Source organism: Donghicola sp. XS_ASV15, assembly GCF_041224595.1.
Taxonomy (GTDB): Bacteria; Pseudomonadota; Alphaproteobacteria; order Rhodobacterales; family Rhodobacteraceae; genus Donghicola.
In genome coordinates this window covers 1-24,382 of the sequence record NZ_JBGFGN010000108.1, presented here as the reverse complement: position 1 = coordinate 24,382, position 24,382 = coordinate 1, and the positions used below count along the sequence as shown (strand labels likewise).

Here is a 24,382-nt window from a genome sequence, read left to right as displayed (position 1 = left end):
CGAAACCCCCGCTGTAAGTATGAGTGCAAGGAGAGCGGCTACTTGCACCCCGGTCCGATGGTCTGCAGGGAACTTGCTGACCGTCTCGCCGTGTAGGCATATATGTAACTCATAATATCATATTCGGCTATAGCGACAGGTGCAGGACTGACGTTGCATTTCCGCATTAACCATTGATTTTACTTGCACATTTCCGAATGCGCGCATGTGCAGTTTCGCACGAAACCCCTGTTCAGCCCCACAGAGCTAAGGTTTGGAAAGGCCCACGGGGCACCCTATATCTGGCGTAACTTCAAATTGGAGATGCGCCAATGTCCCTGCGACCGACCCTAGAAACCCGCCTTGCCCAGCCCACGATGGAGGGCGCGGGCGTGCACCTGCACCGTGCCTTTGGGTTTCATGATCCGTCAGAGCTGGACCCGTTCCTGCTGTTCGATGACTTCCGGAACGACATTCCGCAGCATTTCGAGCGTGGCTTCCCTTGGCATCCCCACCGCGGGATCGAAACCATCACGTATGTGCTGAACGGCACCGTCGATCACGGTGACAGTCTGGGGAACACGGGGACGCTTGGCGCGGGCGATGTGCAGTGGATGACGGCTGGGTCCGGCATCTTGCATCAGGAAATGCCCAAGGGGAACGAGAACGGACAGATGCATGGCTTTCAGCTGTGGGCGAACCTGCCCGGCAGCCTGAAAATGACCGCGCCGCGCTATCAGGATGTTCAGGGCAAAGAGATCCCTGAAATCATCGATGACGACGGCACACGGGTCAAGGTGATCGTCGGATCGTTCTGGGGCAAGACCGGCCCTGTCGATGGGATTGCCGCTGATCCGCAGTATCTGGATATCTTTGTGCCTGCGGGCGTGAAAAAGACCTTCAAGATCGACACCTACCGCCGCGCGTTCGCCTATGTGTTCGAGGGGGCCGGTGCCTTTGCCGATGCCAGTGCACCCACCGGCGTACTGCTGGAGAAAGAGATCATGGGCGAAGAGGTGAACATTCGCGACATGTCGGGCAACCGCACCCTGATCCGGTTCGGCACGGGCGAGGAAATCACCGTGCAGGCTGGCGAAGAAGGCATCCGGTTCTTGCTGATTTCCGGCGCCCCGATTCAGGAACCTGTGGCATGGCATGGCCCGATCGTCATGAACACGCAGGCCGAATTGCAGCAGGCGATGCGGGAGTTGCGCAACGGGACATTCATCAAGCCCGCCCACTAAAACAGCTTTGGCCCCTGCGCACTGCGCGGGGGCTTGTCGTTTTAGGCCCCGACCGCCTTGCGCACCATGTCCCAGTAGATCGTTTCGACTTCGGTCAGGGTCAGGCGCCCTTCGCGCCGGTACCACGTGGTCACACCGTTCAGCATCGAAATGATGGCGCGGGTCGCCACGCGCGGATCGACCAGAGTGAATTCGCCTGCCTCGACCCCTGCGCGCAGAATGCCCGAGAGTTCATCCTCGTATTTGCCGCGCAATTCTTCGATCACTGCGAAGTTTTCCGGCGTCAGGTTTCGCAGCTCCATGTAGGCGATGAAAATCTCGTGCGGGCGCTCTTCGTGATAGCTGATGTGGAACCGCGTGAAGGCTTCGAGCCGATCCGTCGGCGTGCCTGTGGTGCCAGCCTCTGACCGCGCAGCCAGCAGGTCCTCCATGTGGCTGTGCATCAGATCGAACAGCAGGCTTTGTTTATCGGGCGTGTAGTTGTACAGCGCCCCTGCCTGCACCCCCACCTCGGCTGCGATTTTCCGCATGGAAACGGCGGCATAGCCTTCGGCCGCGAAAAGACGCAGGGCGACCTCGCGGATGCGGGGACCAGTGATGTCGGAATGAGAGCCTGTGGTACGTGCCATATCCCCATCAATAACTGAACGGACGTTCATGGCAAAGCCCTCCGTTCGTGCTTGATGCGAAGGTCGGGTCTGCCTATGCAGGTCTGGACCATTTGATTGCCGACGGAGAGCCCGCATGCGCCCGATCATCTGCTTTGCCAGCCTTGCCTGCCTGTTGGCGGCATGCGAGCCGATGCCCGACCTGACCGAGGTCGAAAGCGCCTATGTCGAGACGGCCCCCTACCCCGACCTGATCACGTTGACCCCCGGCATCTCTGCCCCCGCGCCGACGGACTCGGACGACGAATCCATGGCGGCGCTGCAGGCGCGGGCCGACCGGTTGGCGGCTCAGGCCCAATAAACCTGCGTCTATTGCGCCAATAGCCCCTGCGCCGCATTGAAGCGGTCCACAAAAGCGGCTAGATGGCGCGCGATCAGAACTAACCAAAGACAGAAAAACTGGAGGCCCCGATGACCCAACCCCTGCGCCTTGGCATTGCCGGTCTGGGCACCGTCGGCATCGGCGTCGTCAAGATCGTGAAACAGCAAGCCGAATTGCTGTCCGCCCGCACCGGTCGCAAGATCGAAATCAGCGCCGTGTCCGCGCGCACCCGCGACAAGGATCGCGGCGTCAGCCTGAGCGGTTTCGCATGGGAAGACGATCCCGTTGCACTGGCGACCCGTGATGATGTGGACGTGTTCGTCGAACTGATGGGTGGCAGCGATGGCCCCGCCAAAGCCGCGACCGAAGCCGCCCTAAAAGCTGGCAAGCACGTGGTCACCGCCAACAAGGCAATGCTGGCCATCCACGGTCAGGCCCTGGCCGAAGAGGCCGAGAGCGCAGGCGTGAATCTGCGGTTCGAAGCGGCGGTCGCTGGCGGCATCCCTGTCATCAAGACCTTGACCGAGAGCTTGGCAGGCAACCAGATCACCCGCGTCATGGGCGTGATGAACGGCACCTGCAACTACATCCTGACCCGCATGGAAAGCGCGGGCCTGACCTACGAAACCGTCTTTGACGAGGCAAACGCGCTTGGCTACCTCGAGGCAGACCCGACCTTGGACGTGGGCGGCATCGACGCGGGCCACAAGCTGGCCATTCTGGCGTCGATCGCGTTTGGCACGCAGGTGGACTTCAACGGGATCGAGATTGAAGGCATTGAGCGCATTTCGATTTCCGACATCCGCCATGCGCGCGACATGGGCTACCGGATCAAGCTGCTGGGTGTCGCACAGATGTCTGGCCGTGGTCTGGAAAGCCGTATGTCGCCTTGTCTGGTGCCTGCGAATTCGCCCCTTGGCGCGCTCGAAGGGCCGACCAACATGTGCATCCTCGAAGGGGACAGCGTGGGCCAGATCGTGCTGCGCGGTGCCGGCGCGGGCGAAGGTCCGACCGCAAGCGCTGTGATGGGCGACATCTGCGATATCGCACGCGGTCTGAAGATCGCGACCTTTGGCGTTCCGGCGGACCAGTTGGTTCAGGCGGAGTCGGCCCGCAGTGCGGTCCCTGCCCCCTACTATCTGCGCATGGAACTGGCCGACAAACCCGGTGCTCTGGCCAAAGTTGCGACCATTCTGGGCGAAGCTGGCATCTCGATCGACCGGATGCGCCAGACTGCACACAACGAGTCGACCGCGTCTGTGCTGATCGTGACCCACAAGTGCACTCGCGATTCGCTGGACAGCGCACTGGCGGCGCTGCCTGCGACCAATGTCTTGGACGCAGAGCCCGTCGCTCTGCGCATTGAGCAGGTTTAACTGACTTTTGCGCCCTGTTTCGATAGGCTAGAGGCAGGGCGTATTACCAAAAAGGAAGTTTTTATGTCTGCGCCGGATGATTTTCAGGACCGTATGCTCGCCCTTGGACTGGGGCGCGTTGCCGAAAAAGCAGCTCTTGCCACTGAGTATCTGATCGGGCGCGGCGATGAGCGCGCGGCGGACGAGGCGGCAGGTCAAGCGATGGAAGCCGAACTCAGCCGGCTGGACCTGCGCGGGACCGTTGTGATCGGTGAAACCGACACGAACCGCATGAGCGTTGGCTCTTCGGTCGGCAACGGTGATGGTCCCGAGCTTGATGTGGCCGTGGACCCGCTAGAGGGGACGACCCTGACGGCCAAGGACCTGCCCAACGCCATGAGCGTGATCGCAATGGCCCCCAAAGGGTCAATCACGCAGGTCCCGAATATTTACATGGAAAAGCTGGCCTTTAGCGGCACCTACGCGCCGGACACGGTCACGCTGGACATGACCCCGACCCAGCGCATCGAGGCCTTGGCCAAGGCCAAAGGCTGCGCACCCAAGGACGTGACCGTCTGCATGCTGGAGCGTCCGCGCCATATGCCCATGATCGACGAGCTGCGCGACACCGGCGCGGCTGTGCGTCTGATCACTGACGGCGACATCTCTGCGGTGATCAACTGCGCAGAGCCCGAAGACACCGGCATCGACATGTATATGGGGTCCGGCGGCGCGCCCGAAGGTGTGCTGGCGGCGGCAGCGCTGAAATGCTTGGACGGGCATTTCTATGGGCAGCTGATCTATCGCAATGAAGATGAACGCCACCTCGCCCGCTCCTTCGGGAATCGCGAGTTGGATCGCGTGTATACGCGGGATGAACTGGTCACCGACCACGTGATTTTTGCCGCAACCGGCGTGACGAACTCCAGCCTGTTGCGCGGCATGATCCGTGCCCCGCGCTATGTGCAGACCGAAACCCTGCTGATGCGCAGCAAAACCGGATCCATCCGGCGCATGAGCTACCGTATTCCGAGGACACGCAGCTGATTTGGCCTTTCTGGACGTAGAGTATTCCCTGACCGGACGCACATGGGAGGGGCCCGGCCCCGAAGTGGAGCGTTTGGGACTGGCCATGGCCCAACAGACCGGCCTGCCAGAGCCGCTTTGCCGTGTGATGGCGCGGCTCGGGGTCTCTGCGGATGGTGCGGAAAAGTATCTGCGTCCTCAGCTGCGCGACCTGCTGCCTGACCCGCGCTCTATGCGGGACATGGAGGTCGCGACGCGCCGGTTTTTGGCTGCAGTCAAACGGCGCGAGAAGATTGCGGTTTTCGGTGATTACGACGTGGATGGGGGCAGCTCAGCGGCGCTGCTGCTGGTGTGGCTGCGGGCGATGGGCCGCGAGGCAACGCTCTATATCCCAGACCGTATTGACGAGGGCTACGGCCCCAACGTGCCCGCTATGCAGGCGCTGGCGCGGGATCATGACCTGATCATCTGTGTCGACTGCGGGACGCTGTCCTTTGAACCGATTGCAGCGGCCCAAGGCGCGGATGTCATCGTGCTGGACCACCATATGGGGCTAGAGACCCTGCCTGATTGCGTGGCGGTGGTGAACCCGAACCGGCAGGATGAGTCCGGTGATCTGGCGCATTTGTGCGCGGCAGGCGTCGTGTTCTTGATGCTGGTCGAGGCGGGACGACAGTTGCGCGAGGATGGTGCCAAAGGGCCCGACCTGATGGGCCTGCTCGATCTGGTGGCGTTGGCGACTGTTGCGGACGTGGCCCCGCTGATCGGGGTGAACCGCGCGCTGGTGCGTCAAGGTCTGGCGATCATGGCGCGGCGCGAACGGCCCGGTCTGGTTGCCCTGTGCGACGTGTCGCGGATGGACACTGCGCCGACCTCTTATTCGCTTGGCTTTGTTTTGGGGCCGCGCGTGAACGCCGGTGGCCGCGTGGGCCAAGCCGATTTGGGCGCGCGCCTGTTGGCCTGCGCAGATCCACACGAAGCACGCGCTCTGGCCGATCGGCTGGATGGCTACAACACAGAACGCAGAGAGATCGAGGCGGCCGTGCGCGCCGCCGCGATGGAACAGGCCGAGGGGCGCGGTCTGGAGCTCCCTTTGGTCTGGGCTGCGGGCGACGGCTGGCATCCGGGCGTCGTGGGTATCGTCGCCTCGCGCTTGAAAGAGGCGACCAACCGCCCCTCGGTCGTGATCGGTTTCGCGGATGGCGAAGGCAAAGGGTCGGGCCGCTCGGTGAACGGCGTTGATCTGGGGGCGTCAATCCACAAGCTGACCCAAGAGGGACTGCTGCTCAAGGGCGGCGGCCACAAGATGGCGGCTGGTCTGACCGTCTCGCAAGAGCAGTTGGAGCCCGCGATGGCGCGGCTGTCAGAACTGCTTGAACGCCAAGGCGCTGGGGCTGGCGGTCCGCGCGCTCTGCGCATCGATTCCCCGATCATGCCTGGCGCGGCGACACCTGAACTGATCGAGCAACTGGAATCGGCGGGTCCCTATGGCGCGGGTGCGCCGGGGCCGCGCTTTGCCCTGCCCTCGTGCAAGATCACCTTTGCCAAGCGCGTCGGCGAAAGCCATCTGCGGCTGACCGTATCCGACGGCATGGGGGGACGCCTGCAGGGCATTTGCTTTGGCGCGTATGACACGGACCTCGGGTCGCGGCTCGAAAATCATAATGGCGCGCCATTCCATCTCGCCGGGCGTCTGGAACTGAATCACTGGCAGGGGCGCACCAGCGTTCAATTGCGGCTCGAAGATGCGGCGCCCGCGTCCGAAGGTTGAGACTCCGCGCAAAGGTTTTCAAATACCGCTTTGTTATCACGTGGGTTTTCGGAATTCTGAAAAATGATGCTATGTTCTGCATTTTGTGCTTGCACCAATCTGCGCAGAACAGTAAACACCCCTTCACCGACAGGATGGTCCGTTCGTCTATCGGTTAGGACGCCAGGTTTTCAACCTGGAAAGAGGGGTTCGATTCCCCTACGGACTGCCACTGTTGTCGGGTCAAAGGCCGCTCTTCGGAGCGGCTTTTTTGTTTTCTGACGGCCCTGCAAGCAGGCGAAAACAAATTGCAGCGACAGCGTAAATTGGCACTTGCGTCCGCCGCTCGGGGCGTTAAATAGCGCCCTACCGACAGGATGGTCCGTTCGTCTATCGGTTAGGACGCCAGGTTTTCAACCTGGAAAGAGGGGTTCGATTCCCCTACGGACTGCCACTTTTCCCCATCGAAATTCGATAGATTTGCTTTGGACTTGATGTGCTTTGCGGCCTTCAAAAAACTGTCAAAATCTGCGGATTTTCTCTTGCACAGACACCGCCCCAACAGTAAACACCCGTCACCAAGGCTGGTCCGTTCGTCTATCGGTTAGGACGCCAGGTTTTCAACCTGGAAAGAGGGGTTCGATTCCCCTACGGACTGCCACCTTACCCCAGACAGTGCGGACACAAAAAAACGGCGCGAACGCCGTCTTTTACTTTGAAGATTTTTCTTAGATCAGCAGAGCTGCCGATCCCTAGCGATCATAGCGGCGTGGGTCCGGTTCCGTGCGCCAAGCTTTCGGCTCAGGGTCTTTACATGCAGCTTCACAGTCACCTCTTGCAGCTCGTGGCTGCGGGCGATCTCTTTGTTCGATTTGCCTTCGCAAATCCCCTGTAGCACCTGCAATTCGCGCCGGGTCAAAGGGGCGGCAGCAATGTCCACTTCTGCCGCAATCAACGATGAGAACGGCAAAAAGACTTCGCCTGCGGCCATCAGCCGGATCGCCGAAATCATCGAGACCGGCGCGATTGTTTTCGGCAAGAAGCCGGATGCCCCGCGCGCAACGGCCTCTTCTGCAACGATGCGCCCGTTGTAGCCAGAAATAATGGCAACGCGCGCGCACTCGGCAGCGGCCATAACCCGCTCCAGCCCTTCAAGGTGGTTCATACCAGGCATGTTCAGATCCAGAAGGATCAAGTCGAACCGGCGCTGGTGCGCCACCATCTGCAGCACCTCTTCAACATTTGGCGCAACCGTAACATCGGCATGTATCTCTGACCGAAGATACGCCGCAATTGTTTGCGCGACCAATTCATGGTCGTCAGCCAACAGAACTCTCATTCACATCCCTTTCGGTGCAGCCGAGTGAGCCGCCCTCTTTTTAGATTGGCATACTTACGATTGAAATCCACACGAAAGCAGCCCCCCATGAAAAAAGCGAAAGTGAAAATTAATCAACCCCCTGAAGTATTTTACAATTTCTAGGCGACCCTCGACATGACATGACAACTGCGCCCATTTTCCTTGGCCTGATAAAGCGCTTTATCTGTAATTTCTAATAACTCTTCAAAGTGATCCAGCCGTTCGGGGGAGATCAGGCTCCAACCCACCGAGGCACCGATGCAACAGGTTTCGCCCTCAACAGAGATCGGAGCCGCGACCGCAGTGATCAGCCCATCGAGTCGCGCCCCCAGATCGGTGGCCGAAATGTCCGGCAGGACCAAGGTGAATTCGTCACCGCCGCAACGTGCAAGAATGTCGGATTTGCGGGTGTGCTCGCGCAGCAGGCGCGCCACATGTTTGAGGACGTGATCCCCTGCCCCATGGCCAAGACGGTCGTTCACCGCTTTGAAATGATCCAGATCCATCAAGACCAGCGCACAGGGCCGCGGCGCTTGCCGAAGATCCGCAATGGCGCTTTCCAGTCCGCGGCGGTTCAAAAGACCCGTCAGTGCATCCGTCAAAGACGCCGACTCTGCACGCTGACGCGCAGTTTGCAGACGGCGCGTGACATCAATGGCCGCAGTCATCGCGAGCGCGTTGGCTTCCATCAAGTAGAGCATTTCCACGGCCAGATCGGCGGCGGGAAAGTCCTGCTGGGTCAAGTGAAACGTGTCGACGGCGTCCTTCACCGACAGGCCAAAGGACAAGTTCAATACCGCCCCCGATTGCACAGGATAGAGCGCTCCCTTGAGGCGCAGTTTGGGAAATTCCTTGGGAGTCAGCAGCAGCCGGTCTGTGCGCGTTCCGAGCAAAGCCCTTGGGTCCGAAAGCCCGACTGGACGCTTCAGAGTAAAAAGATCCAGCAGCGGCGCCGACTTTGTGGACCCCAAGATTTTTGCCAGCGTAGGGCCCATCGACACGACGTTGCCCTCTTCATCAAGCAGCGCATGAAGGGGACAAAGCCGCGACAGCAGAGATTGGCAGTCCGGTGTCATCTTAGCCCGCCCGCAGGGTAAAGGCCCGCCCCGCTGCATATGAAATCTCGATGACCTGCACTTCGAGCGCGATTTCGGGCCCATCGTCAGACAGATCGATCAGAACGAGTACGCCATATTCATCCGCCATCGCGCGCAAAACACCTCGGATCACCTGTAGAAACCCCGGCCAGCCCCTGCCTGCGCGCACCAAGAATAGGTCAGGCCGGCTTTCTTGGACAGACAGTTCGGGCAGGCGCAGATCCGGAACGGCCAGCGCAATACGGTCCGGCAGGTCATCAAGCCCGTAGAGAAAATCCACGAACCCGTCGCCCGAAAACCGAAGCAGCCTGCGCGTTGCGACGACTGCATCATCTGTGCCGGTAATCAGCGAACTCCCCAGGTCTTCGAGCAATTCTTCGGCAGAGCGTTTCAGGATTTGGCTGGCCGATGTGATGATCGCTTGGGTGATGTCGTCAGAATACGTCAGCAAAGGTTCGAACCGCTGCTCGGGCAGCGCTGCGGCGGCGCAAATGGTCCGCCACTGCTGATCGCCGTAGGTCGTCCGTACAAAGCGTTCGATCGCGCAATTTACCAAACCGTGCATCTTTGGCCTCCTGTTCTGGAACAAGGCCTAGCGCGGGCGCACTTAACCTGCGCCTAACAGATAAAATTGCATGTACTTTCTGGGAGCGCAGCAATGGTTAGCGAGAGCTTTCTCAGCTTGGCCACAGACCCTCTTGCCTTAACCAATCAGGAAGGAAGCCGATATCGGGCAAAACGACGTCCGCGTCTTCGGATAGATCCGGCCCCGATGCCAATCCGGTCAGCACGCCAACACAGCGCATGCCAGCCGCACGGCCCGCCCTGAGATCATGCAGGCTATCTCCGACCATGACGGCATCTGCGGGGTCAATTCCGGCCTCATCCGCAAAGGCCAGCAGCTGTCCGGGCGCAGGCTTACCACCAAAACCGCTGTCGAAACCGGCAACGAAATCGAACAGCTCCAGCACGCCGGCACGACCCAAGTGGCTCTTTGCAGGCATTTCGGCGTCATTGGTTGCAACCCCGAGCCGAAGGCCCGCCGCACGCATCTGGCTCAAAAGGGGCGCCAAGGGAACCGCTTCGACTTGGGGCGCCGCAGCGGCGGACCCATTCATGCGTTCTAGCAACTCGGTATCGGAAAGCTCGGGCAAGAACGGCCTGATATAATGCGCGATTTCTTCGGCCGTTCCGGCGATCACCGGGCTTTCAGGATGAAAGCTCTTGCGCGCATAGTCGAAACCAAGGGTGCCCCCCAGAAAAGCCGCTTTGGATGCGTCCCCTTCGGTGATGTCCGTCAAAAAATCGAACGCCCACACTGCCCAAGTCGCGTTGAAATCGAACAGTGTGCCGTCTTTGTCGAACAAAATGCCCTGGATGACGCCGCTCATGTCCAATGCACCTGCTGACCACCCGGCAAAGCCTGACGGGCGCGAATAGGATCCTCGTAGGCAAGACCTGTTTCGTTGCAGAATTGGACCACCCAAGCGTCATCCATCGTGATGAAATCCAGCACTGCGCCCAAAAACTCGGGGTCTCCTGCCTTGGTCCGCAGCTCGTCGGGTTGCACACCGCTCGCTCCCATAAAGACGCCCAACAGCTCGTCCTGAGCGGCGAGCCAGCCCAGTGCTTTGATTGCCAAAACCTCTGCAGCAGCGCTATTCATTCGAATTCCTCTGAATTTGGAAAGGAAGTTTTAACCCGCATTTCCGAAAGTGATCTTGTCAGCACCCAAGAAGGAGTCAGGCAAATCATGGCGGGTCATATCCTTGTCATTGATGATGCGGCGATCAACAGGATCATGCTCGAAGTACGGTTGTCCCAACTGTCCTATCAGGTCGGCTTGCTCTGTTCTATCGCCGAAATCGACCAGAACCAGACGTATGATGCGGTGATCGTGGCAGGGCGTTGTCTGGGGCTGGATATGCGACGCAACCTCAACAGCCTCCGACGCCTGCTCAAAACGCCTGCACCGGTCATGGTGCTATTGGATCAAGAGGATGGCCTGACAATCGCCGATGCCCTCGAGGCCGGAGCCGACGATTCCATTCTGCGAACAGCGAACCCAGCCGAGCTTGTTGCACGGCTGCGCGCCCTGACCCGCCGCGAGGGATTTGCCCTATCTGGCGCCGCGCCGCTGACCCATCGAAGGCACATGGCCGAACAGGTGCCTCATGCGCCGGTACTCGTTGTAGGGGCAAGCAACAAAGTCGCGACTGATGTCGCCCATGCACTTCGGGCAGAATGGAGAGGCCCGATCCTTGCGAGCGGATGGGCTGATGCGACGCGGTTCTTTGCCCAGCCTGCACCGCCAGAGGTTGTGGTGTTTGCGGTCTCGGACAGCGACCCTTTTCCCGCCGCGCATTTACTGGTGGCCCTGCGTGCCCACCGCGCGTCAAGCAAGGTTGCCATCCTTGGGGTCTTCGATAGCGCGCTCGAACGTCATGGGCTCGAAGTGATGAACATGGGCGCCGATGATCTGTTTCTGGGACCGATTGATCCCCGCGAGGTCGGATTGCGCATCAAAGCGCTGCTGCGTCATCAAGCGCAGGTCAAAGCAGAGCGGGCAGCGCTGCATCAGGGCTTTGCCGAGTCCCAGATTGACCCATTGACCGGCCTGCAAAACCGACGCGGCACAATGCCGGCTCTGGCGCGCGAGAGTGAACGCGCGCGGCGTAATGGCCAATTGCTGGCGCTCATGTTGGCAGATGTGGATCACTTCAAGCGGATCAATGACACCTTCGGGCACGCCGCTGGGGACCGGGCGCTGATTGAACTGTCACGCCGGCTCCATGCCGCGCTTCCCGATGCGCCCGTGCTGGCGCGCATTGGCGGCGAAGAGTTTCTGGCCGCCACTTCGGTCAAGAACGCCGAAGAAGCCCGCGCGATCGCCGAAGAAATGCGGCACGCGGTCTCATCGGTTCCCGTGACTCTGGGGTCGTCCGTCGGGCCGATCGCGCTGACCATCTCGGTCGGTGTACAGCTCTATTCTGAGGGGATTTCGGGGATCGACACTGCCCTGCATGGGGCAGACGACGCGCTGTATGCGGCCAAAAGCGATGGCCGCAACCGTGTGTGTTTTGCGCCGCTTAGTGCGGCTTGAATGGACGATCCTTGGCCTTTTCGAAGCCTTTCTGCATCCGCTCTTCCAGACGGTCCGCGTAAGCCGCACGCTCTTCGGGGGTCATCTCGTTGATGATACGGATCAACTCCGCGTCACCCGCCTTGCGCCCCACTTCGAAGCGTTCCGCCATCGCAGAGAGCTGCGCCTGAAGGGCCTCTGGATCAAAGGGTTCGGCGCGGATCAGTGTCAGCATATCTTGAGCCTGACTCATGAAACGCTCTTTGGTCGGCGGCTGAGGCAGAGCATCCCGCACCTTGGTTCCGAACTCTTTGCGATGATCGTGATCCAGTGCACGCACATACCCGCTGATGCCCACAAACCCGCCGTCCGGCCGCGGAGGCGGTGGCGGCCCATCATCGGACAGCACCAGCCCAACAGCCCCCGCTATCACGGCAAAGTTCAAAGCCAGCGATCCCGCCAACAGCACCTTGATCCAGCGAGGCGCTAGGGCGGCAGAGCGTTTTTCGTTGTCAGCCATGGTTATTCGCTCCCTTCGATCACGAGCAGCGCGTAGTCGTCCATATCGGTCATGTAGGTGGGATCAAAGGCGCTCTCTTCGGTGTAGGTGATGCCGCCAGAGATCAACCCTGTGAAGGTGGTCGGCGCACTCAGCCCGATCCACAGACCTGCCACGGTCGCCGTGCCCAGCCCAGCCAAGCCCGACCAGCCCCCAATCGCCCCGGTAAACTGCTGCCAGATGGACTGGCGCCCTTCGGGTTCGGGCGCGGTGCTCACCACCCCCGGCGCATCGGGTTGGACCATCGCGGCGTCCGCCAAAACGCGGGCCAACAGGTCCTTGGAGGGGTCAGGTGTGTGTTTGCGGGACGCACTGAACCAGAGTTCCAGGTCCAAGCTGTCGTCGTCTTTATTCATCGACATATCCCAGTTCCTCTCGTTTGCCCTGCAATATCTTGGTCAGGGCGCGTTTCCCGCGGGCAATCAGGCTTTCGACAGCCTCGACACCGCAGTCCAGAATTTCTGCAATTTCAGGGTTCGACAACCCCTCGAGGTGGCGCAAGGCCACAGCTTGGCGCTGACGTTCCGGCAGTTCCATGAGCGCGGCGTTCAACGCCTGTGCCCGTGCGGCATCCTGCATCGCCTCGCCTGCGCTCGGGGTGTCATCCTCGGGCTCTGGCGCGGCATCCAGCGGGACACTGCGGCGTTTGCGGATGCGGTCAGTGCACAGGTTTGCTGTGACGCGGTACATCCAAGTGGTCACCTGGGCTTCGCCCGCGCGCCAGTCCGGCGCGATCTTCCAGAGCCGGAGCATAGCCTCTTGGGCGACATCTTCTGCCTCGGCCTGATCCTTGAGCACACGTGTGGCATGGGCCAGCACGCGCGGCAGGAACCTGCGCGACAACACTTGGGCAGCCAACGAGTCCCCCTTGGCATACAGTACCAAGAGCGCTTCGTCCGAAAGCTCGCTCACTGCGTCATAAGGCATCGTCATAAAGCCCTGATTACTCCGTTACCGCCGAGACCGGCAACCGGTGGCGCGCCGAAACGCGCCACCCCTTGTTCAATGCCGGTTACTGGCAGCGGGGCATGTGCTTGCCACCTTCGCCACGCTCACCTCCGCCATGGCGACCACCATCGCTTTCACAGGTGTTCTTCATACCGCGGGGGCCGTCACCCTTGCGCATCATCGGGCGTTCCATAGCAGCGAACTCTTCTTCCGAGATGGTGCCGTTGCCGTCCTTATCCATCTTCTGGATCATGTCACCGGGACGTTTGGCCTCCATTTCCTCGGGCGAGATTTTGCCGTCGCCGTCAGTGTCAAAGCGCTGCAACATGCGGCTGCGCATCTGTTCGGCGCGCTGTGCTTCCATCCGCGCGATCATCTCGTCAGGGCTCAGAGCGCCGTCGCCATCGGTGTCTGCATCGGCGAATTTTGCAGCGCGGAACGCGTCGAGTTCTTCGGCAGAAACTTCCCCGTCGCCATTGGCATCCAGCTCAGAAAAGGCAGGGCGATCGCCATGGCCCATCATGCCGCCGGGGCGCGCTTGGGCCGCAGTGACCACCAACATGCCGCTCGCGGCCAGTCCAGCAAGTCCCAGTACGATTTTTGTCGAAGTCTTGGTCATCCTGTTCGTCCTTCCAGTTTCCATTTACAGTGTGGCCTCGAACCTCGGCGAGAGGCCTCAACTCTCGCCGTGTTCATGAGGTAAAACGCGAGGGCTCTGGAATTCCGTCGCAGGTGCATCGATTTTTTTGTGCAAGAGTCAGAAGAGATTGCACATTGCTTCGCGACATGGAGACGCAAGGACACTCCGCACCCTTTTACTTTGAGCGCTAACGTATAAGTTTCCCGCACATTCAGCGTGAACGAGGATGGAATGTCTGAAAACACCCAAGCGGGCGTCGGCGAGGATCGCCCGCTCTACCCGTCATTATGGAAAGGCTGGCGCCGCAAATGCCCGAACTGTGGCAGTGGCCCCCTGCTCAAGGGCTATCTCAAGGTCCGCGACACCTGTCCTGTGTGTCACGAAGAGCTGCACCATCAGCGTGCCGATGACGGTCCCGCCTATCTGACCATCCTGATTGTGGGCCACCTGATGGCGCCGATCCTGCTGCTTGCCTTTGAAATATGGCGCCCTGATCCGTTGGTGCTGTTCACCATTTTCACCATTGGCTGCGTTGCGTTCTCGCTCTACCTTTTGCCTAGGTTAAAGGGCGCGATGGTTGCGCTTCAGTGGTCAAAAAGGATGCACGGCTTCGGGCGTGCAAAGGGGTAGCACTATTTCGACAGGCATCGACAAAACCGCCATCCGTGACGCCGCCACCGTGATCGTGGTGCGTGACGCGTCCACCGCCCCACGCATATTGATGGGGCAGCGCGGAGCCAAAGCGGCGTTTATGCCTTCGAAGTTTGTCTTTCCCGGCGGGGCTGTGGACGCAGGGGATAGCACCATCCCGCTGGCTGCGCCCCTGCCCGATCCCTGTAGTGCGCGGCTCGCCGAACAGACCCCAGAGGCCGTGGCCCGCGCCCTGCCCATCGCCGCGATCCGCGAGTTATGGGAAGAAACCGGCCAGATTTTGGGAACAGCAGGCACTTGGCCCGACGCCGTTCCCGAAGATTGGCTGGGGTTCGCAGAGCGCGGTTATCTGCCTGCGGCAGGTGCGATGGAGTTTGTGTTCCGCGCAATCACCCCGCCCGGCCGTCCACGCCGGTTCGATGCGCGTTTCTTCTTGATCGACGCAGAGGCGCTGGTCACGGATCCCGACGATTTCTCGGCCGCTTGCGATGAACTCAGCCACTTGCAATGGATCCCCCTGCCCGAGGTGCGCAAGTTCGATCTGCCCTTTATCACAGAGGTCGTTCTGGCCGAAATCGCCGCCCGTTTGCGAGGCGGCCCAGTGCCCGACAGCGTGCCGTTTTACAAAGATCGGGACGAGGATATCCACTTTGCCCGTCTTGGCGGGGGCAGCCCTCTTAGCTAACCAATACCAGCACGACGACGCTCAGACCGATGGTCGCGATACCCACAAGTTCGCGCCGCGAGAGACGTTCGCCAAAGATCAGATGCCCCGCCATGATGCTCAGGATCAGTTCGATCTGACCGACCGCTTTGACCAGACCTGCGGGCTGCAAGGTAAACGCGGTGAACCAACTCAGAGAACCAAACAGGCTCATGATCCCGATCAGACCCGCACGGTTCCACGCCTTGACCACTTTGGTGATCTGTCCGGGGTCTTTGATCTGCAACCATGCCGCCATCACGACGGTCTGGAACAGAGTCACCATCGCCAGTGCCACAGAGGACCGCAAGAAGGGATCGTCGCTCAGAACCGCGAGGGTCGCCCCGCGATAGGTCACGCCCGAGATCGCAAAAAGCAGACCCGATCCCAGCCCCAGCGCGACCGCTGCATTGTCCCATGCCGCGCCCTTGGCCTGTTTTGACAAAAGCAGCACGCCGACCATTCCGATCAGCACCGCCCCAAGCGCGGGCAAAGTGATCACGTCCCCCAACACAATCAATCCGACGATGACCGCCAGAATGACCTCGGTCTTTTTAAAGGTGATCCCGACCGCAAAATTGCGCCGCCCCAGAAGCATCACCACACACAGCGTGGCAAGGATTTGCGCCACGCCGCCAACCGCGCCGTGCAGCCAGAACATTGGGGTCAGTTGGGGCCACTCGAACCCGCGCAACTGCTGGTAGGCCAGTGTGATCGCAAAGGCGAAGGGGAAAGAATAGATGAAGCGGGAAAACGTCGCCCCCGCCGCGCTCAACTCTTTGGCGCTCAGGCGTTTTTGCAGCACAAACCGCAGGGTCTGAAACGTCGCGGCGGCAAAGGTGATCAGTATCCATGCATCCATAGGGCGATATTGCACCCTGCGGCCCGCCCCGCCAGAAAATTCACGCGCCGCCCCAATGAAAACGGGGCCCGAAGGCCCCGTGATGGTTTAGAATGGCAGCGGGTGCTGTTTGTGCACCTCGTCAATCTCGGTCAGCAGCTCTGCAGGCAGCTCCAGATCGTGGGCGCACAGAACCTCTTCGAGCTGGTCCATCGTGGTCGCCCCGATGATGACAGAGCACATGCCCGGACGGTCCCGCGCCCATGCCAGCGACATTTGCGTCAGGCTCAGACCGTATTTGTCCGCCAGCGTCTGATAGGCATCCACGGCATCAAAGACGCGCTCGGTCTTGCGGCCGCCCAGATCACCGTTGATCGCCATGCGCGAGCCCTCGGGGATTTGGCCCTTTTGGTATTTGCCCGTGAGCAGACCCGCCGCCAAAGTGGTGTAGGACAACAGGCCCACATCCTCGTTCACGCAGGCTTCGGCCAGATCGGTGTCATAGTAACGCGCCAGCAGCGAATATTCGTTCTGGATCGAAGCCACCCGGGGGCCTTTGCCCGCTTCGGCATGCTGGACCCATTTGGTGGTGCCCCACGCGGTTTCGTTCGATAGGCCGAAATGCTTGATCTTGCCTTGATCGACCATCTTTTGCAGCGTGCCAAGGCAGTCTTCCATGTGCTGCTGGGTATAGGCCGCATTCTGACTAGATGGGTCGTAGTTCCACATCTTGCGGAAGTGATAGCTGCCGCGGTTCGGCCAGTGGAATTGGTAGAGGTCGATAACGTCAGTCTTCAGACGTTTGAGCGATCCCTCGATGGCCTCTGGGATGGACTTTGCAGTGATCGGAGCGCCATCACGGGCGAAAGAGCCGGCGCCGCTGTGCTTGGTGGCCAAGATCAACTCGTCGCGGCGGCCGGACTTTTCGAACCAGTTGCCAATGATCTGTTCAGTCAGGCCGACGGTCTCGGCGCGGATGGGGTTCACCGGATACATCTCGGCGGTATCGATAAAGTTGATCCCCGCCTCGATGGCGCGCTCGATTTGGCCATGGCCTTCTTCTTCGGTGTTTTGCGTGCCCCATGTCATCGAACCGAGGCAGAAAACGGTCACGTCTAGGCCGGTGCGTCCGAGCGGTCTGGTCTTCATCAGGTCGTCCTTTGTCATTGCAATAACTTGTGGTCAAAGTTGCGCCCCCACGTGGGAAACTCAAGGGGAGCGCCTGCATTTCCCGTATCATGGGAATGCAATGTTACGGGCGGATGTAGATGTAGCCTTGGGACTGCAAATCCGCGATGCGCACCACCCCGCCCTCGTCGCGTCGGGTGAAGTTGGGCATCAGGTCATCCAAGGACACCGATTGCGCGTTCATGGTGTTGCCGCAGGCCTCGAACGTGACGCCATTGCCCTGAAGGGCGGTCAAACGCTCCAGCACCTTGGGATTAGCATCGACACCATCGTGAAACGCCTTGAGCGCGGGGCCGTGGACGACCAACACGATTTCCACATTCTCTGGGCCGCCTGCGCCCTTGATGTGGTTGGCCATATTGCCAAGGGCAAAGCCGACCTTCTCCGCGTCAGCGACGTGGTAGACGACTTTCATCTTCTCTCCGGCTTCGGCCAGCTGGCCCCAGAGGGCCATGCAGGTGATCGCCAAGGCGCATAGTAGTCGGGTCATGATATCTCCTCCCTTTATCATGTCTCTTCTGTCAGCAGCCTAGCCGCGTTCCAGCACATCACAAACTGCCCAAACGATAGAATGCCTTTACGGAACAAAATAGGAACATAAAATGGGAACATGGTGAATCAGGCCCATCTCTTGGACCGGCGGCCCCATCGGGACGGACCGGAGCTGACCCTCGCAGGCGGGCTGCGGGTGGCGCGGGCGCGCGTGCATGAAATCTGCGGTGCGGCGCGCTGGGTGTTCGCTCTGGAATGGGCGGGACGGACCAGCGGACCGGTGATGTGGATCAAACCTGCATGGAGCACCGAAACGCTCTTCGCCCCCGGCCTAGGACCATGGTGCGACCCGACCCGCATCCTGACGGTCAAGGCTGGCCAAACCCGCGACATCCTGTGGGCCATGGAAGAGGCGCTCGACAGTGGCGCGGTTTCGGCGGTCATCAGCGAGGTCAGCGAAATCCCCGAACTGACTCCGATCCGCCGTCTGCATCTGGCCGCCGAACGCGGCGCGCAGAAAGGCGCCGAAGCCCCCATTGGCATCCTGCTGACCCCTGAACGGGGCGGCGCACCGGGGGTCGAGACGCGCTGGATGGTGACCCCTCTGCCCTCGGGTCATCCGGCGTGGCGGCTGGACCGCGTGCGTGCCCGCATGGCCGCCCCCGCCAGTTGGACCATGGCGCGGGACCACAGCGGGGCACTGACCCTGACGCCCGCCGCGGGACCCGACTAGCCCAGCAAACAAGCGCCAGTTCTGCTGGAACACCGCAGCCTCATGCGCTAAGGGAGGCCCGACAACAGAATTCTGGGGGCACCTCATGGCACGGCACCTGATCACTTCGGCCATTCCGTACATCAACGGCATCAAACACCTTGGCAACCTTGTGGGCAGCCAGCTGCCGGCGGACCTGTTCGCCCGCTACCAGCGCGGCCGCGGCAACGAGGTTCTGTTCCTGTGCGCCACCGACGAACACGGCACCCCCGCCGAGCTGGCCGCCGCCAAGGCCGGTAAACCCGTCGCCGAATATTGCGCCGAAATGCACGAGGTTCAGGCCAAGATCGCCGAGGGCTTCCGCCTGTCGTTCGACCACTTTGGCCGCTCATCCTCGGACGCGAACCACAAGCTGACCCAGCATTTCGCAGGCCGTCTGGCCGACGCTGGCCTGATCCGCGAAGTTTCCGAGACGCAGATGTACAGCCACGCCGATGGCCGCTTCCTGCCTGACCGGTATATTGAGGGCACCTGCCCCAACTGCGGTTTCGACAGTGCGCGCGGCGACCAGTGCGACAACTGCACCAAGCAGCTGGATCCCGTGGACCTGATCAACCCGCACTCGACAATCTCGGGCTCGACCGAACTGGAGATGCGCGAGACCAAACACCTGTATCTGTGCCAGAGTCAGATGAAGGACCAACTGGAGCAGTGGATCGACACCCGCGAGGGCTGGCCCGTGCTGACCACCTCGATCGCCAAGAAATGGCTGAACGACGGTGACGGCCTGCAGGACCGCGGCATCACCCGCGATCTGGACTGGGGTATTCCGGTCAAGAAGGGCGATCAGGACTGGGACGGCATGGAGGGCAAAGTCTTCTACGTCTGGTTCGACGCGCCGATCGAATACATCGCCTGCGGTCAGGAATGGGTCGATGCGGGCAAAGGCACCGACTGGGAACGCTGGTGGCGCACCGACAAGGGCGCGGACGACGTGACCTATACCCAGTTCATGGGCAAGGATAACGTGCCGTTCCACACCCTGTCCTTCCCCGCGACCATTCTGGGCTCGGGCGAGCCGTGGAAGCTGGTCGACTACATCAAGTCGTTCAACTACCTGAATTATGACGGCGGCCAGTTCAGCACCTCGCGCGGGCGCGGTGTGTTCATGGATCAGGCGCTGGACATTCTGCCCGCCGACTACTGGCGCTGGTGGCTGCTGAGCCACGCACCAGAATCCTCGGACAGCGAGTTTACTTGGGACAATTTCCAAGCCTCCGTGAACAAAGACCTTGCGGACGTGCTGGGGAACTTTGTCAGCCGCGTCACCAAGTTCTGCCGCTCGAAGTTCGGCGAAGAGGTTCCCGCAGGTGGCGACGAACTGCCCGTAGATCAGGCCTTTATTGATCAGCTCGAAGCGAACATCCGCGCTTACGAACAGTTCATGGAAGACAAAGAAGTCCGCAAGGCCGCTGGCGCCCTGCGCGCGATCTGGGTCATGGGCAACGAATACCTGCAAGAAGCCGCGCCGTGGTCGACCTTCAAGGAAGACCCCGAAAAGGCTGCTGGTCAGGTGCGTTTCGCCCTGAACCTGATCCCGCTTTATGCTGTGCTGTCCGCGCCCTTTATCCCCGATGCCGCCGACAAGCTGCTAGAGGCGATGAAGGTCGACGCCCAATGGCCCGGCAGCGCCGCTGACGCGGTCAAGCGTCTGCCCGCCGGTCACGCCTTTGCCGTGCCGGACAACCTGTTCGGCAAGATCAGCGATGATCAGCGCGAAGAGTGGCAGGAACGTTTCGCAGGCACTCGCGACTAAGGGTAGCGCTCTGAAAACCATGCAATGCCACCCCGAAACGGGTGGCATTTTTCAAATCACACCACAAAGGATGATCCGATGGCACCCCGCGCGCCCATGGCAAACTGGCTTAACGACACAAACGACGTGACCGCCGTGTTTCTGGCAGCGGGGCAAATCCCCGATCTGATCAACCTGGCCGGTGGCCTGCCCGCCCCCGATGCGTGGCCTGTGACCGAAATTTCCGAGCTGGCCGGCGAAGTGGTCCGCGATTACCCCGCCGAAACTCTGACCTACAGCCCCGTCCCGGGACTGCCGCGACTCCGCGATGTGCTGGCCGAACGCTACAGCACCCCGACCCTGCCGCTGACCCGAGACAATGTGATGATCACCACAGGCGGGGCGCAGGCCTTGGATCTGATCGGCAAGGTTCTGTTGGAGCCCGGCCAGAAAATCGCCGCCCAAAGCCCTGCATATCTAGGCGCATTGGACGCATGGCGCCCGCGCACGCCTGTCTACGCGCCGATGCATCTGGAAGACCCAGCCTGCGACATCACCGCAGCGATGACCGGTGCCCAATTCGCCTATACGGTCCCAAACTTCTCGAACCCCAGTGGTCGTCTGGTTCCGGTCGCGCAGCGCAAAGCCTTGCTCGCCGCCGCGCAAGAAACTGGCGCTTGGCTGGTCGAGGATGACCCCTACGGCAAGCTCTATTATGATGGAAATCCCCTGCCCACGATGCTCGAGATGTCGGCAACTGGGAAATCCTATGACGGGCCGGTCATCTATTTGGGCACAGTCTCCAAAGAGTTGGCGCCCGGACTGCGTATCGGCTGGATTATCGCGGCCCCCGAAATGATCGCAGCCCTGACAGTCGCCAAACAAGGCTCGGATATGTTCAGCAGCGGGTTGTGCCAGATGATCGCTGCCCGCGCCTATTCCGAAGGTCTGGCCGACCGCATCCTGCCTGCTAATCTTGAGCTGTACCGACGCCGGCGCGATGCCCTCTGCACGGCTATGGACGAACACTTGTCCGATTTCCTGACATGGGAAAAACCCAGCGGCGGTATGTTTGTCTGGGCCAGAGTCAAAAACCCTGCCATCGCCACCGATGCATTGATGAAGGTCGGCCTAGAGCACGGCGTCTGCATCTCTCCGAGCAGCGTGTTCGACCCAGAGGGGCTGGACCAGTCGGGCATTCGTCTGAATTTCACGCTGAATGAACCAGAGCAACTGACCGAAGGCGTCCGGCGCCTCGCCAAGGCCCTGTCTGAAATGCAGTAGACAATGGAACTGATTGTTTCTTTAGATCAGTAACGCAATTCACACATTTCTCTCTAATAGTTGCAGCCTACGCCGCAACACTTGCGGCGCAAAGGTTGGCAAGGGGGAAAAAATGCTCAGAAAATCACTCGCCGCAGCTCTTGTGGCTCTGATGCCGGTTGCGAGTTTCGCCGCCGGCGCTTGCTCCGGCTACGGCCCGCAAACACCGCGCGACATTTCACTCAAGGATGGCGCCAACACTCAGCTGTTCACTCTGGCGCCAGACGCGAGCCAGATGAACCTGTGCAACATTCACACTCATACCAATGCCGAACACAAGGGCCCGGATTTTTCGGTTTCTGCCGGATCAGGCGAAAACGGTGGCTGGCAATGCAACGAGACGCCAGAGCTGACTGCCGCCGCACTCGAAGATCCCTTTGACGGCCACGGCCCATTGGGCGGCGTGGCACCCGGCGACACGATCGAGGTGCACTGGGTCTACTCCTCTTGCGATGTGGAGCCCGGCGAAGGGCTTGGTGCCTGCATGAGTGAAAGCTGCGCGAACCCGCAGCTCCGTGTCGAAAGCCAAGTCTTTCTGGTCGTGAACGACCCCTATGCGCTGGACTTCCGGACCTTTGACTTTCACGGCAAAGAGGTCGGCGGCTTTTATCAACCCGACGCTCTGCCGACCGACACGGGCACACCAGTGGTTTTCGCTGGATCGACCACCGGCCCGAAATATACCGAGCAGCAATGCTCTCCGCTTCAGGTCACTTGGTCGGTCCGCCCGGCCTGCGCCAAGGTGGATATCCGGTCGCTTCATGCTTGGGCCGAAGAGAACAGGTTCAACGAACACCACTCTCATGGGGTTCGTCAGATCGTGACAAACCCCGAATTGCTCGCGCCGATCAACTAAGACTAGGCGCGTAAAAGCCCCAAGAACTGGGACTGGGCTTTCATCCCCTGTCCCAGCATCGCTTGCGCCGCGTTCAGGATGATCCGGCTTTGGGCAAAGCGGCTTACTTCCTGAGCCATATCGGCCCCCATGATATAGGCATGGCTGCCTTCAAGGTTATTCTGCAATCGCCCAAGACCGCGAGACAGAGCGTCTAGGGTGTTCTGCGTCGCACCCAGTTTGCCGCGGCCTTTCTCAACCCGTGCAATCGAATGATCCAGAATAGACACTGCGCGCAGCGCGCCATCGACATTGGTCAGGTCAATATCCCCTAGGCTGCTGAAGCTACTGTTCTTGAGCGCGCTTTCCACAAACCCCTGTCCTGCACCTGTATTAGCGTCTTGCTGGATCGAGATGCTCTCGTTTCCGCTCAGTGTCACCTGACCAGTAATCGTTGCACCAAGATTACCGCCGCTTTCCAGAACACCCAGATGTACGCCCGAAGTCGCCCCCGCAGCGACCCCATCCTCGAGTGCCGTCAACATCAGCCGTGCGCCGTCCGAGCTTTGAAAGTCAGCCAATCGAATATTGTCGCCGCGCGCATCCGTGAGCGTCAAAGCGGTCTTGGATGCATCCAACCGCGCCGTAATTCCCGTCTGGTTCGATTTTGCATTCAGCTGCGAGCCAAGCCCCGACAGATCGCCATCCGCGCCAATGACGCTGGTCAGCGCTTGGCCGTTCACAGAAAACGAGAGTGTCCCGCCAGCCAGAGCCGACAGCTTCACCTCTGTCTTGGCCTCCAAGGTGACACCTGCGGCCTCCAAAGAGTCCCGCCCTGACGTCTGCAACTTGTCGCGCAGATCCCGCGCCGACATGCCCTGATCCAGCGCAACTGATGCACTGGTGCCCGCACTGTTCACGACAAAATTCGCGCCGCTCTGGATCGACCCTGCAACCTCGCCCGCGCCAGTCGTCAGTGTCAAAGAAGCCTCGGTCCCGACACGGAACTCCCCAATATCGGGGAGTTGGATCGAGCGAATGCTAATCTTCAATGCAGAGTCGTCCCCTGCCCCAAGCGTCAACTGCTTGTCACTAAATGACCCATCCACCAAGAAGCGCGCCGCCAGTGTCCCGCCAGACGTCTCTTGTCTGAACTGAGTTAGATAGTTCTGCGCAGAGTCATTCAACGAAAGGCGCTCGTTGGTCGAATTCGCCGCGCTTGCCGATTGCAAGGCGAGAACACGGATGTTCTGCAGGACGTCAATGGCACCGGTGTGAATGGACTCTGCCGTCTTCAGGAAACCACCAAAATCTCCGATATTCCGGATGCCTTGTCCGACAGCGGTGATCTCTCCGCGCAGCTTGGCTGCGCCAGACACACCTGCCACATCATCACCGGCCTTGTTGATCCGGTTCCCAGATTGCAACGCTTGCATCGATTTCTGGCGCTCCTGATCCGCCGCCGAAATCGCTTGCAGTGCGATGTTCACATTCGATGTCGCGCCAGATTTGATCATCTTCGTCGTCCTCTACCCTGCGACTGTGTAAATGGGTCGCTATCGTAGTGAACGGGCGCATTTAAGTTTTTGTTTAGGGCTTTTGGAAAAAGAGTGTCTCTCTTTGAGCGAACACTTCTGCCCGAACGGACTTGCACAAATGATGCATTCTGCATGTTAGTGTCCGAGCACGTGGTGTAATTTCCGCACCGCCAACGGTGTAATCCCGGGTGGCCATCGAGGTGTATGGTCGAGGTGGAGTTTGACCGCTTCAACCACGAACCACACGGAGACCCCGATGACCAAAACCAACATG

Annotated in this window: 26 protein-coding genes and 3 tRNA genes; 15 read left to right on the top strand and 14 right to left on the bottom strand. The window is 60.4% G+C overall.

Annotation, left to right across the window (positions count from 1 at the left end; all coding sequences use genetic code 11):
• Positions 1–311: 311 nt before the first annotated feature.
• Positions 312–1,223 (top strand): pirin family protein, encoded by a 912-nt coding sequence (locus AB9K37_RS04490; protein WP_369835740.1) that lies wholly within the window; start codon positions 312–314, stop codon positions 1,221–1,223.
• 41 nt (positions 1,224–1,264) lie between these two features.
• Here the strand turns inward: AB9K37_RS04490 and AB9K37_RS04485 are convergent, their stop codons facing one another.
• Entirely contained in the window at positions 1,265–1,852 is a 588-nt protein-coding gene (locus tag AB9K37_RS04485; RefSeq protein ID WP_072705901.1) for a TetR/AcrR family transcriptional regulator, read from the bottom strand.
• Positions 1,853–1,967: 115 nt separating this feature from the next.
• Between AB9K37_RS04485 and AB9K37_RS04480 the strand changes: the two genes are divergently transcribed.
• From AB9K37_RS04480 to AB9K37_RS04450, 7 genes are all read left to right on the top strand, one after another.
• Positions 1,968–2,192, top strand: coding sequence for a hypothetical protein (locus tag AB9K37_RS04480; RefSeq protein ID WP_072705811.1), 225 nt, complete (start codon positions 1,968–1,970; stop codon positions 2,190–2,192).
• Between the two features lie 110 nt (positions 2,193–2,302).
• Positions 2,303–3,589 carry a homoserine dehydrogenase gene (locus tag AB9K37_RS04475; protein ID WP_369835739.1) on the top strand — a complete coding sequence of 429 codons (1,287 nt, stop codon included), beginning with the start codon at positions 2,303–2,305 and terminating at the stop codon, positions 3,587–3,589.
• 63 nt (positions 3,590–3,652) lie between these two features.
• Positions 3,653–4,615: a class II fructose-bisphosphatase gene (gene glpX, locus AB9K37_RS04470; RefSeq protein ID WP_369835738.1), complete on the top strand. Its 963-nt coding sequence runs from the start codon at positions 3,653–3,655 to the stop codon at positions 4,613–4,615.
• 1 nt (position 4,616) lies between these two features.
• Positions 4,617–6,365, top strand: a complete 1,749-nt coding sequence (gene recJ / locus AB9K37_RS04465) for a single-stranded-DNA-specific exonuclease RecJ (protein WP_369835737.1) — start codon at positions 4,617–4,619, stop codon at positions 6,363–6,365.
• 136 nt (positions 6,366–6,501) lie between these two features.
• Positions 6,502–6,576, top strand: a tRNA-Glu gene (locus AB9K37_RS04460).
• Positions 6,577–6,723: 147 nt separating this feature from the next.
• Positions 6,724–6,798: transfer RNA gene (locus AB9K37_RS04455), tRNA-Glu, on the top strand.
• A 132-nt stretch (positions 6,799–6,930) separates the two neighbouring features.
• Positions 6,931–7,005 (top strand) — tRNA-Glu (locus tag AB9K37_RS04450).
• 72 nt (positions 7,006–7,077) lie between these two features.
• On the opposite strand, the gene AB9K37_RS04445 is transcribed toward AB9K37_RS04450, so the two are convergent.
• From AB9K37_RS04445 to AB9K37_RS04425, 5 genes are all read right to left on the bottom strand, one after another.
• Positions 7,078–7,683 (bottom strand): response regulator, encoded by a 606-nt coding sequence (locus AB9K37_RS04445; RefSeq protein ID WP_369835736.1) that lies wholly within the window; start codon positions 7,681–7,683, stop codon positions 7,078–7,080.
• Between the two features lie 140 nt (positions 7,684–7,823).
• Positions 7,824–8,780, bottom strand: coding sequence for a GGDEF domain-containing protein (locus tag AB9K37_RS04440; RefSeq protein WP_369835735.1), 957 nt, complete (start codon positions 8,778–8,780; stop codon positions 7,824–7,826).
• Between the two features lies 1 nt (position 8,781).
• A complete protein-coding gene (locus tag AB9K37_RS04435) occupies positions 8,782–9,366 on the bottom strand; it encodes a heme NO-binding domain-containing protein (RefSeq protein ID WP_369835734.1) in 585 nt (194 codons plus the stop codon).
• A 112-nt stretch (positions 9,367–9,478) separates the two neighbouring features.
• A complete protein-coding gene (locus AB9K37_RS04430; RefSeq protein ID WP_369835733.1) occupies positions 9,479–10,192 on the bottom strand; it encodes an HAD family hydrolase in 714 nt (237 codons plus the stop codon).
• On the bottom strand, positions 10,189–10,467 hold the full coding sequence (locus tag AB9K37_RS04425; protein ID WP_369835732.1) for a DUF3572 domain-containing protein: 279 nt from the start codon (positions 10,465–10,467) through the stop codon (positions 10,189–10,191). The genes AB9K37_RS04430 and AB9K37_RS04425 overlap by 4 nt, the downstream gene beginning before the upstream one ends.
• An 87-nt stretch (positions 10,468–10,554) precedes the next feature.
• Between AB9K37_RS04425 and AB9K37_RS04420 the strand changes: the two genes are divergently transcribed.
• Entirely contained in the window at positions 10,555–11,904 is a 1,350-nt protein-coding gene (locus AB9K37_RS04420) for a diguanylate cyclase (RefSeq protein WP_369835731.1), read from the top strand.
• On the opposite strand, the gene AB9K37_RS04415 is transcribed toward AB9K37_RS04420, so the two are convergent.
• The 4 genes from AB9K37_RS04415 to AB9K37_RS04400 all read right to left on the bottom strand — a co-directional run bounded on the left by AB9K37_RS04415 (position 11,891) and on the right by AB9K37_RS04400 (position 14,009).
• On the bottom strand, positions 11,891–12,403 hold the full coding sequence (locus tag AB9K37_RS04415) for a periplasmic heavy metal sensor (protein WP_369835730.1): 513 nt from the start codon (positions 12,401–12,403) through the stop codon (positions 11,891–11,893). The two genes, AB9K37_RS04420 and AB9K37_RS04415, sit on opposite strands and share 14 nt — an antisense overlap.
• A gap of 2 nt (positions 12,404–12,405) precedes the next feature.
• On the bottom strand, positions 12,406–12,804 hold the full coding sequence (locus AB9K37_RS04410; protein ID WP_369835729.1) for a hypothetical protein: 399 nt from the start codon (positions 12,802–12,804) through the stop codon (positions 12,406–12,408).
• Positions 12,791–13,375 (bottom strand): RNA polymerase sigma factor, encoded by a 585-nt coding sequence (locus AB9K37_RS04405; RefSeq protein WP_369835728.1) that lies wholly within the window; start codon positions 13,373–13,375, stop codon positions 12,791–12,793. Before AB9K37_RS04405 ends, AB9K37_RS04410 begins: the two co-directional genes overlap by 14 nt.
• Positions 13,376–13,454: 79 nt before the next feature.
• The gene (locus tag AB9K37_RS04400) at positions 13,455–14,009 is read right to left on the bottom strand and encodes an EF-hand domain-containing protein (protein WP_369835727.1); all 555 of its coding nucleotides are present in this window, start codon (positions 14,007–14,009) and stop codon (positions 13,455–13,457) included.
• A 252-nt stretch (positions 14,010–14,261) separates the two neighbouring features.
• Here AB9K37_RS04400 and AB9K37_RS04395 point away from each other — a divergent pair, with 252 nt between their 5' ends.
• Entirely contained in the window at positions 14,262–14,660 is a 399-nt protein-coding gene (locus AB9K37_RS04395) for a DUF983 domain-containing protein (protein ID WP_369835726.1), read from the top strand.
• The gene (locus AB9K37_RS04390; protein WP_369835725.1) at positions 14,647–15,366 is read left to right on the top strand and encodes a DNA mismatch repair protein MutT; all 720 of its coding nucleotides are present in this window, start codon (positions 14,647–14,649) and stop codon (positions 15,364–15,366) included. The genes AB9K37_RS04395 and AB9K37_RS04390 overlap by 14 nt, the downstream gene beginning before the upstream one ends.
• Here the strand turns inward: AB9K37_RS04390 and AB9K37_RS04385 are convergent.
• From AB9K37_RS04385 to AB9K37_RS04375, 3 genes are all read right to left on the bottom strand, one after another.
• Positions 15,359–16,246, bottom strand: a complete 888-nt coding sequence (locus AB9K37_RS04385) for an EamA family transporter (protein WP_369835724.1) — start codon at positions 16,244–16,246, stop codon at positions 15,359–15,361. The genes AB9K37_RS04390 and AB9K37_RS04385 overlap by 8 nt on opposite strands.
• Positions 16,247–16,333: 87 nt before the next feature.
• The gene (locus tag AB9K37_RS04380; RefSeq protein WP_369835723.1) at positions 16,334–17,374 is read right to left on the bottom strand and encodes an aldo/keto reductase; all 1,041 of its coding nucleotides are present in this window, start codon (positions 17,372–17,374) and stop codon (positions 16,334–16,336) included.
• Between the two features lie 103 nt (positions 17,375–17,477).
• A complete protein-coding gene (locus AB9K37_RS04375; protein ID WP_072705794.1) occupies positions 17,478–17,903 on the bottom strand; it encodes a DsrE family protein in 426 nt (141 codons plus the stop codon).
• Between the two features lie 120 nt (positions 17,904–18,023).
• Here AB9K37_RS04375 and AB9K37_RS04370 point away from each other — a divergent pair, with 120 nt between their 5' ends.
• From AB9K37_RS04370 to AB9K37_RS04355, 4 genes are all read left to right on the top strand, one after another.
• On the top strand, positions 18,024–18,638 hold the full coding sequence (locus AB9K37_RS04370) for an ImuA family protein (RefSeq protein WP_369835722.1): 615 nt from the start codon (positions 18,024–18,026) through the stop codon (positions 18,636–18,638).
• A gap of 85 nt (positions 18,639–18,723) precedes the next feature.
• Entirely contained in the window at positions 18,724–20,433 is a 1,710-nt protein-coding gene (gene metG / locus AB9K37_RS04365) for a methionine--tRNA ligase (protein WP_369835721.1), read from the top strand.
• A gap of 78 nt (positions 20,434–20,511) precedes the next feature.
• Positions 20,512–21,696 carry a PLP-dependent aminotransferase family protein gene (locus tag AB9K37_RS04360; RefSeq protein WP_369835720.1) on the top strand — a complete coding sequence of 395 codons (1,185 nt, stop codon included), beginning with the start codon at positions 20,512–20,514 and terminating at the stop codon, positions 21,694–21,696.
• Between the two features lie 112 nt (positions 21,697–21,808).
• Complete coding sequence (locus AB9K37_RS04355; protein WP_369835719.1) at positions 21,809–22,591, top strand: delta-class carbonic anhydrase; 783 nt, start codon at positions 21,809–21,811, stop codon at positions 22,589–22,591.
• 2 nt (positions 22,592–22,593) lie between these two features.
• Here the strand turns inward: AB9K37_RS04355 and AB9K37_RS04350 are convergent, their stop codons facing one another.
• Positions 22,594–24,087: a flagellin gene (locus tag AB9K37_RS04350; RefSeq protein WP_369835718.1), complete on the bottom strand. Its 1,494-nt coding sequence runs from the start codon at positions 24,085–24,087 to the stop codon at positions 22,594–22,596.
• Between the last annotated feature and the right edge of the window lie 295 nt (positions 24,088–24,382).

Bases quoted from the DNA above. Each gene is read 5' to 3' on its own strand.
- AB9K37_RS04375 (WP_072705794.1), bottom strand. From the start codon at position 17,903: ATGACCCGACTACTATGCGCCTTGGCGATCACCTGCATGGCCCTCTGG.
- AB9K37_RS04430 (WP_369835733.1), bottom strand. From the start codon at position 10,192: ATGAGCGGCGTCATCCAGGGCATTTTGTTCGACAAAGACGGCACACTG.
- AB9K37_RS04355 (WP_369835719.1), top strand. From the start codon at position 21,809: ATGCTCAGAAAATCACTCGCCGCAGCTCTTGTGGCTCTGATGCCGGTT.
- AB9K37_RS04490 (WP_369835740.1), top strand. From the start codon at position 312: ATGTCCCTGCGACCGACCCTAGAAACCCGCCTTGCCCAGCCCACGATG.
- AB9K37_RS04405 (WP_369835728.1), bottom strand. From the start codon at position 13,375: ATGACGATGCCTTATGACGCAGTGAGCGAGCTTTCGGACGAAGCGCTC.
- AB9K37_RS04350 (WP_369835718.1), bottom strand. From the start codon at position 24,087: ATGATCAAATCTGGCGCGACATCGAATGTGAACATCGCACTGCAAGCG.
- AB9K37_RS04475 (WP_369835739.1), top strand. From the start codon at position 2,303: ATGACCCAACCCCTGCGCCTTGGCATTGCCGGTCTGGGCACCGTCGGC.
- AB9K37_RS04480 (WP_072705811.1), top strand. From the start codon at position 1,968: ATGCGCCCGATCATCTGCTTTGCCAGCCTTGCCTGCCTGTTGGCGGCA.
- AB9K37_RS04420 (WP_369835731.1), top strand. From the start codon at position 10,555: ATGGCGGGTCATATCCTTGTCATTGATGATGCGGCGATCAACAGGATC.
- AB9K37_RS04410 (WP_369835729.1), bottom strand. From the start codon at position 12,804: ATGTCGATGAATAAAGACGACGACAGCTTGGACCTGGAACTCTGGTTC.
- AB9K37_RS04415 (WP_369835730.1), bottom strand. From the start codon at position 12,403: ATGGCTGACAACGAAAAACGCTCTGCCGCCCTAGCGCCTCGCTGGATC.
- glpX (WP_369835738.1), top strand. From the start codon at position 3,653: ATGTCTGCGCCGGATGATTTTCAGGACCGTATGCTCGCCCTTGGACTG.
- AB9K37_RS04400 (WP_369835727.1), bottom strand. From the start codon at position 14,009: ATGACCAAGACTTCGACAAAAATCGTACTGGGACTTGCTGGACTGGCC.
- metG (WP_369835721.1), top strand. From the start codon at position 18,724: ATGGCACGGCACCTGATCACTTCGGCCATTCCGTACATCAACGGCATC.
- AB9K37_RS04435 (WP_369835734.1), bottom strand. From the start codon at position 9,366: ATGCACGGTTTGGTAAATTGCGCGATCGAACGCTTTGTACGGACGACC.
- AB9K37_RS04440 (WP_369835735.1), bottom strand. From the start codon at position 8,780: ATGACACCGGACTGCCAATCTCTGCTGTCGCGGCTTTGTCCCCTTCAT.
- AB9K37_RS04385 (WP_369835724.1), bottom strand. From the start codon at position 16,246: ATGGATGCATGGATACTGATCACCTTTGCCGCCGCGACGTTTCAGACC.
- AB9K37_RS04360 (WP_369835720.1), top strand. From the start codon at position 20,512: ATGGCACCCCGCGCGCCCATGGCAAACTGGCTTAACGACACAAACGAC.
- AB9K37_RS04370 (WP_369835722.1), top strand. From the start codon at position 18,024: ATGGTGAATCAGGCCCATCTCTTGGACCGGCGGCCCCATCGGGACGGA.
- AB9K37_RS04485 (WP_072705901.1), bottom strand. From the start codon at position 1,852: ATGGCACGTACCACAGGCTCTCATTCCGACATCACTGGTCCCCGCATC.
- AB9K37_RS04380 (WP_369835723.1), bottom strand. From the start codon at position 17,374: ATGAAGACCAGACCGCTCGGACGCACCGGCCTAGACGTGACCGTTTTC.
- AB9K37_RS04395 (WP_369835726.1), top strand. From the start codon at position 14,262: ATGTCTGAAAACACCCAAGCGGGCGTCGGCGAGGATCGCCCGCTCTAC.
- AB9K37_RS04425 (WP_369835732.1), bottom strand. From the start codon at position 10,467: ATGAATAGCGCTGCTGCAGAGGTTTTGGCAATCAAAGCACTGGGCTGG.
- AB9K37_RS04445 (WP_369835736.1), bottom strand. From the start codon at position 7,683: ATGAGAGTTCTGTTGGCTGACGACCATGAATTGGTCGCGCAAACAATT.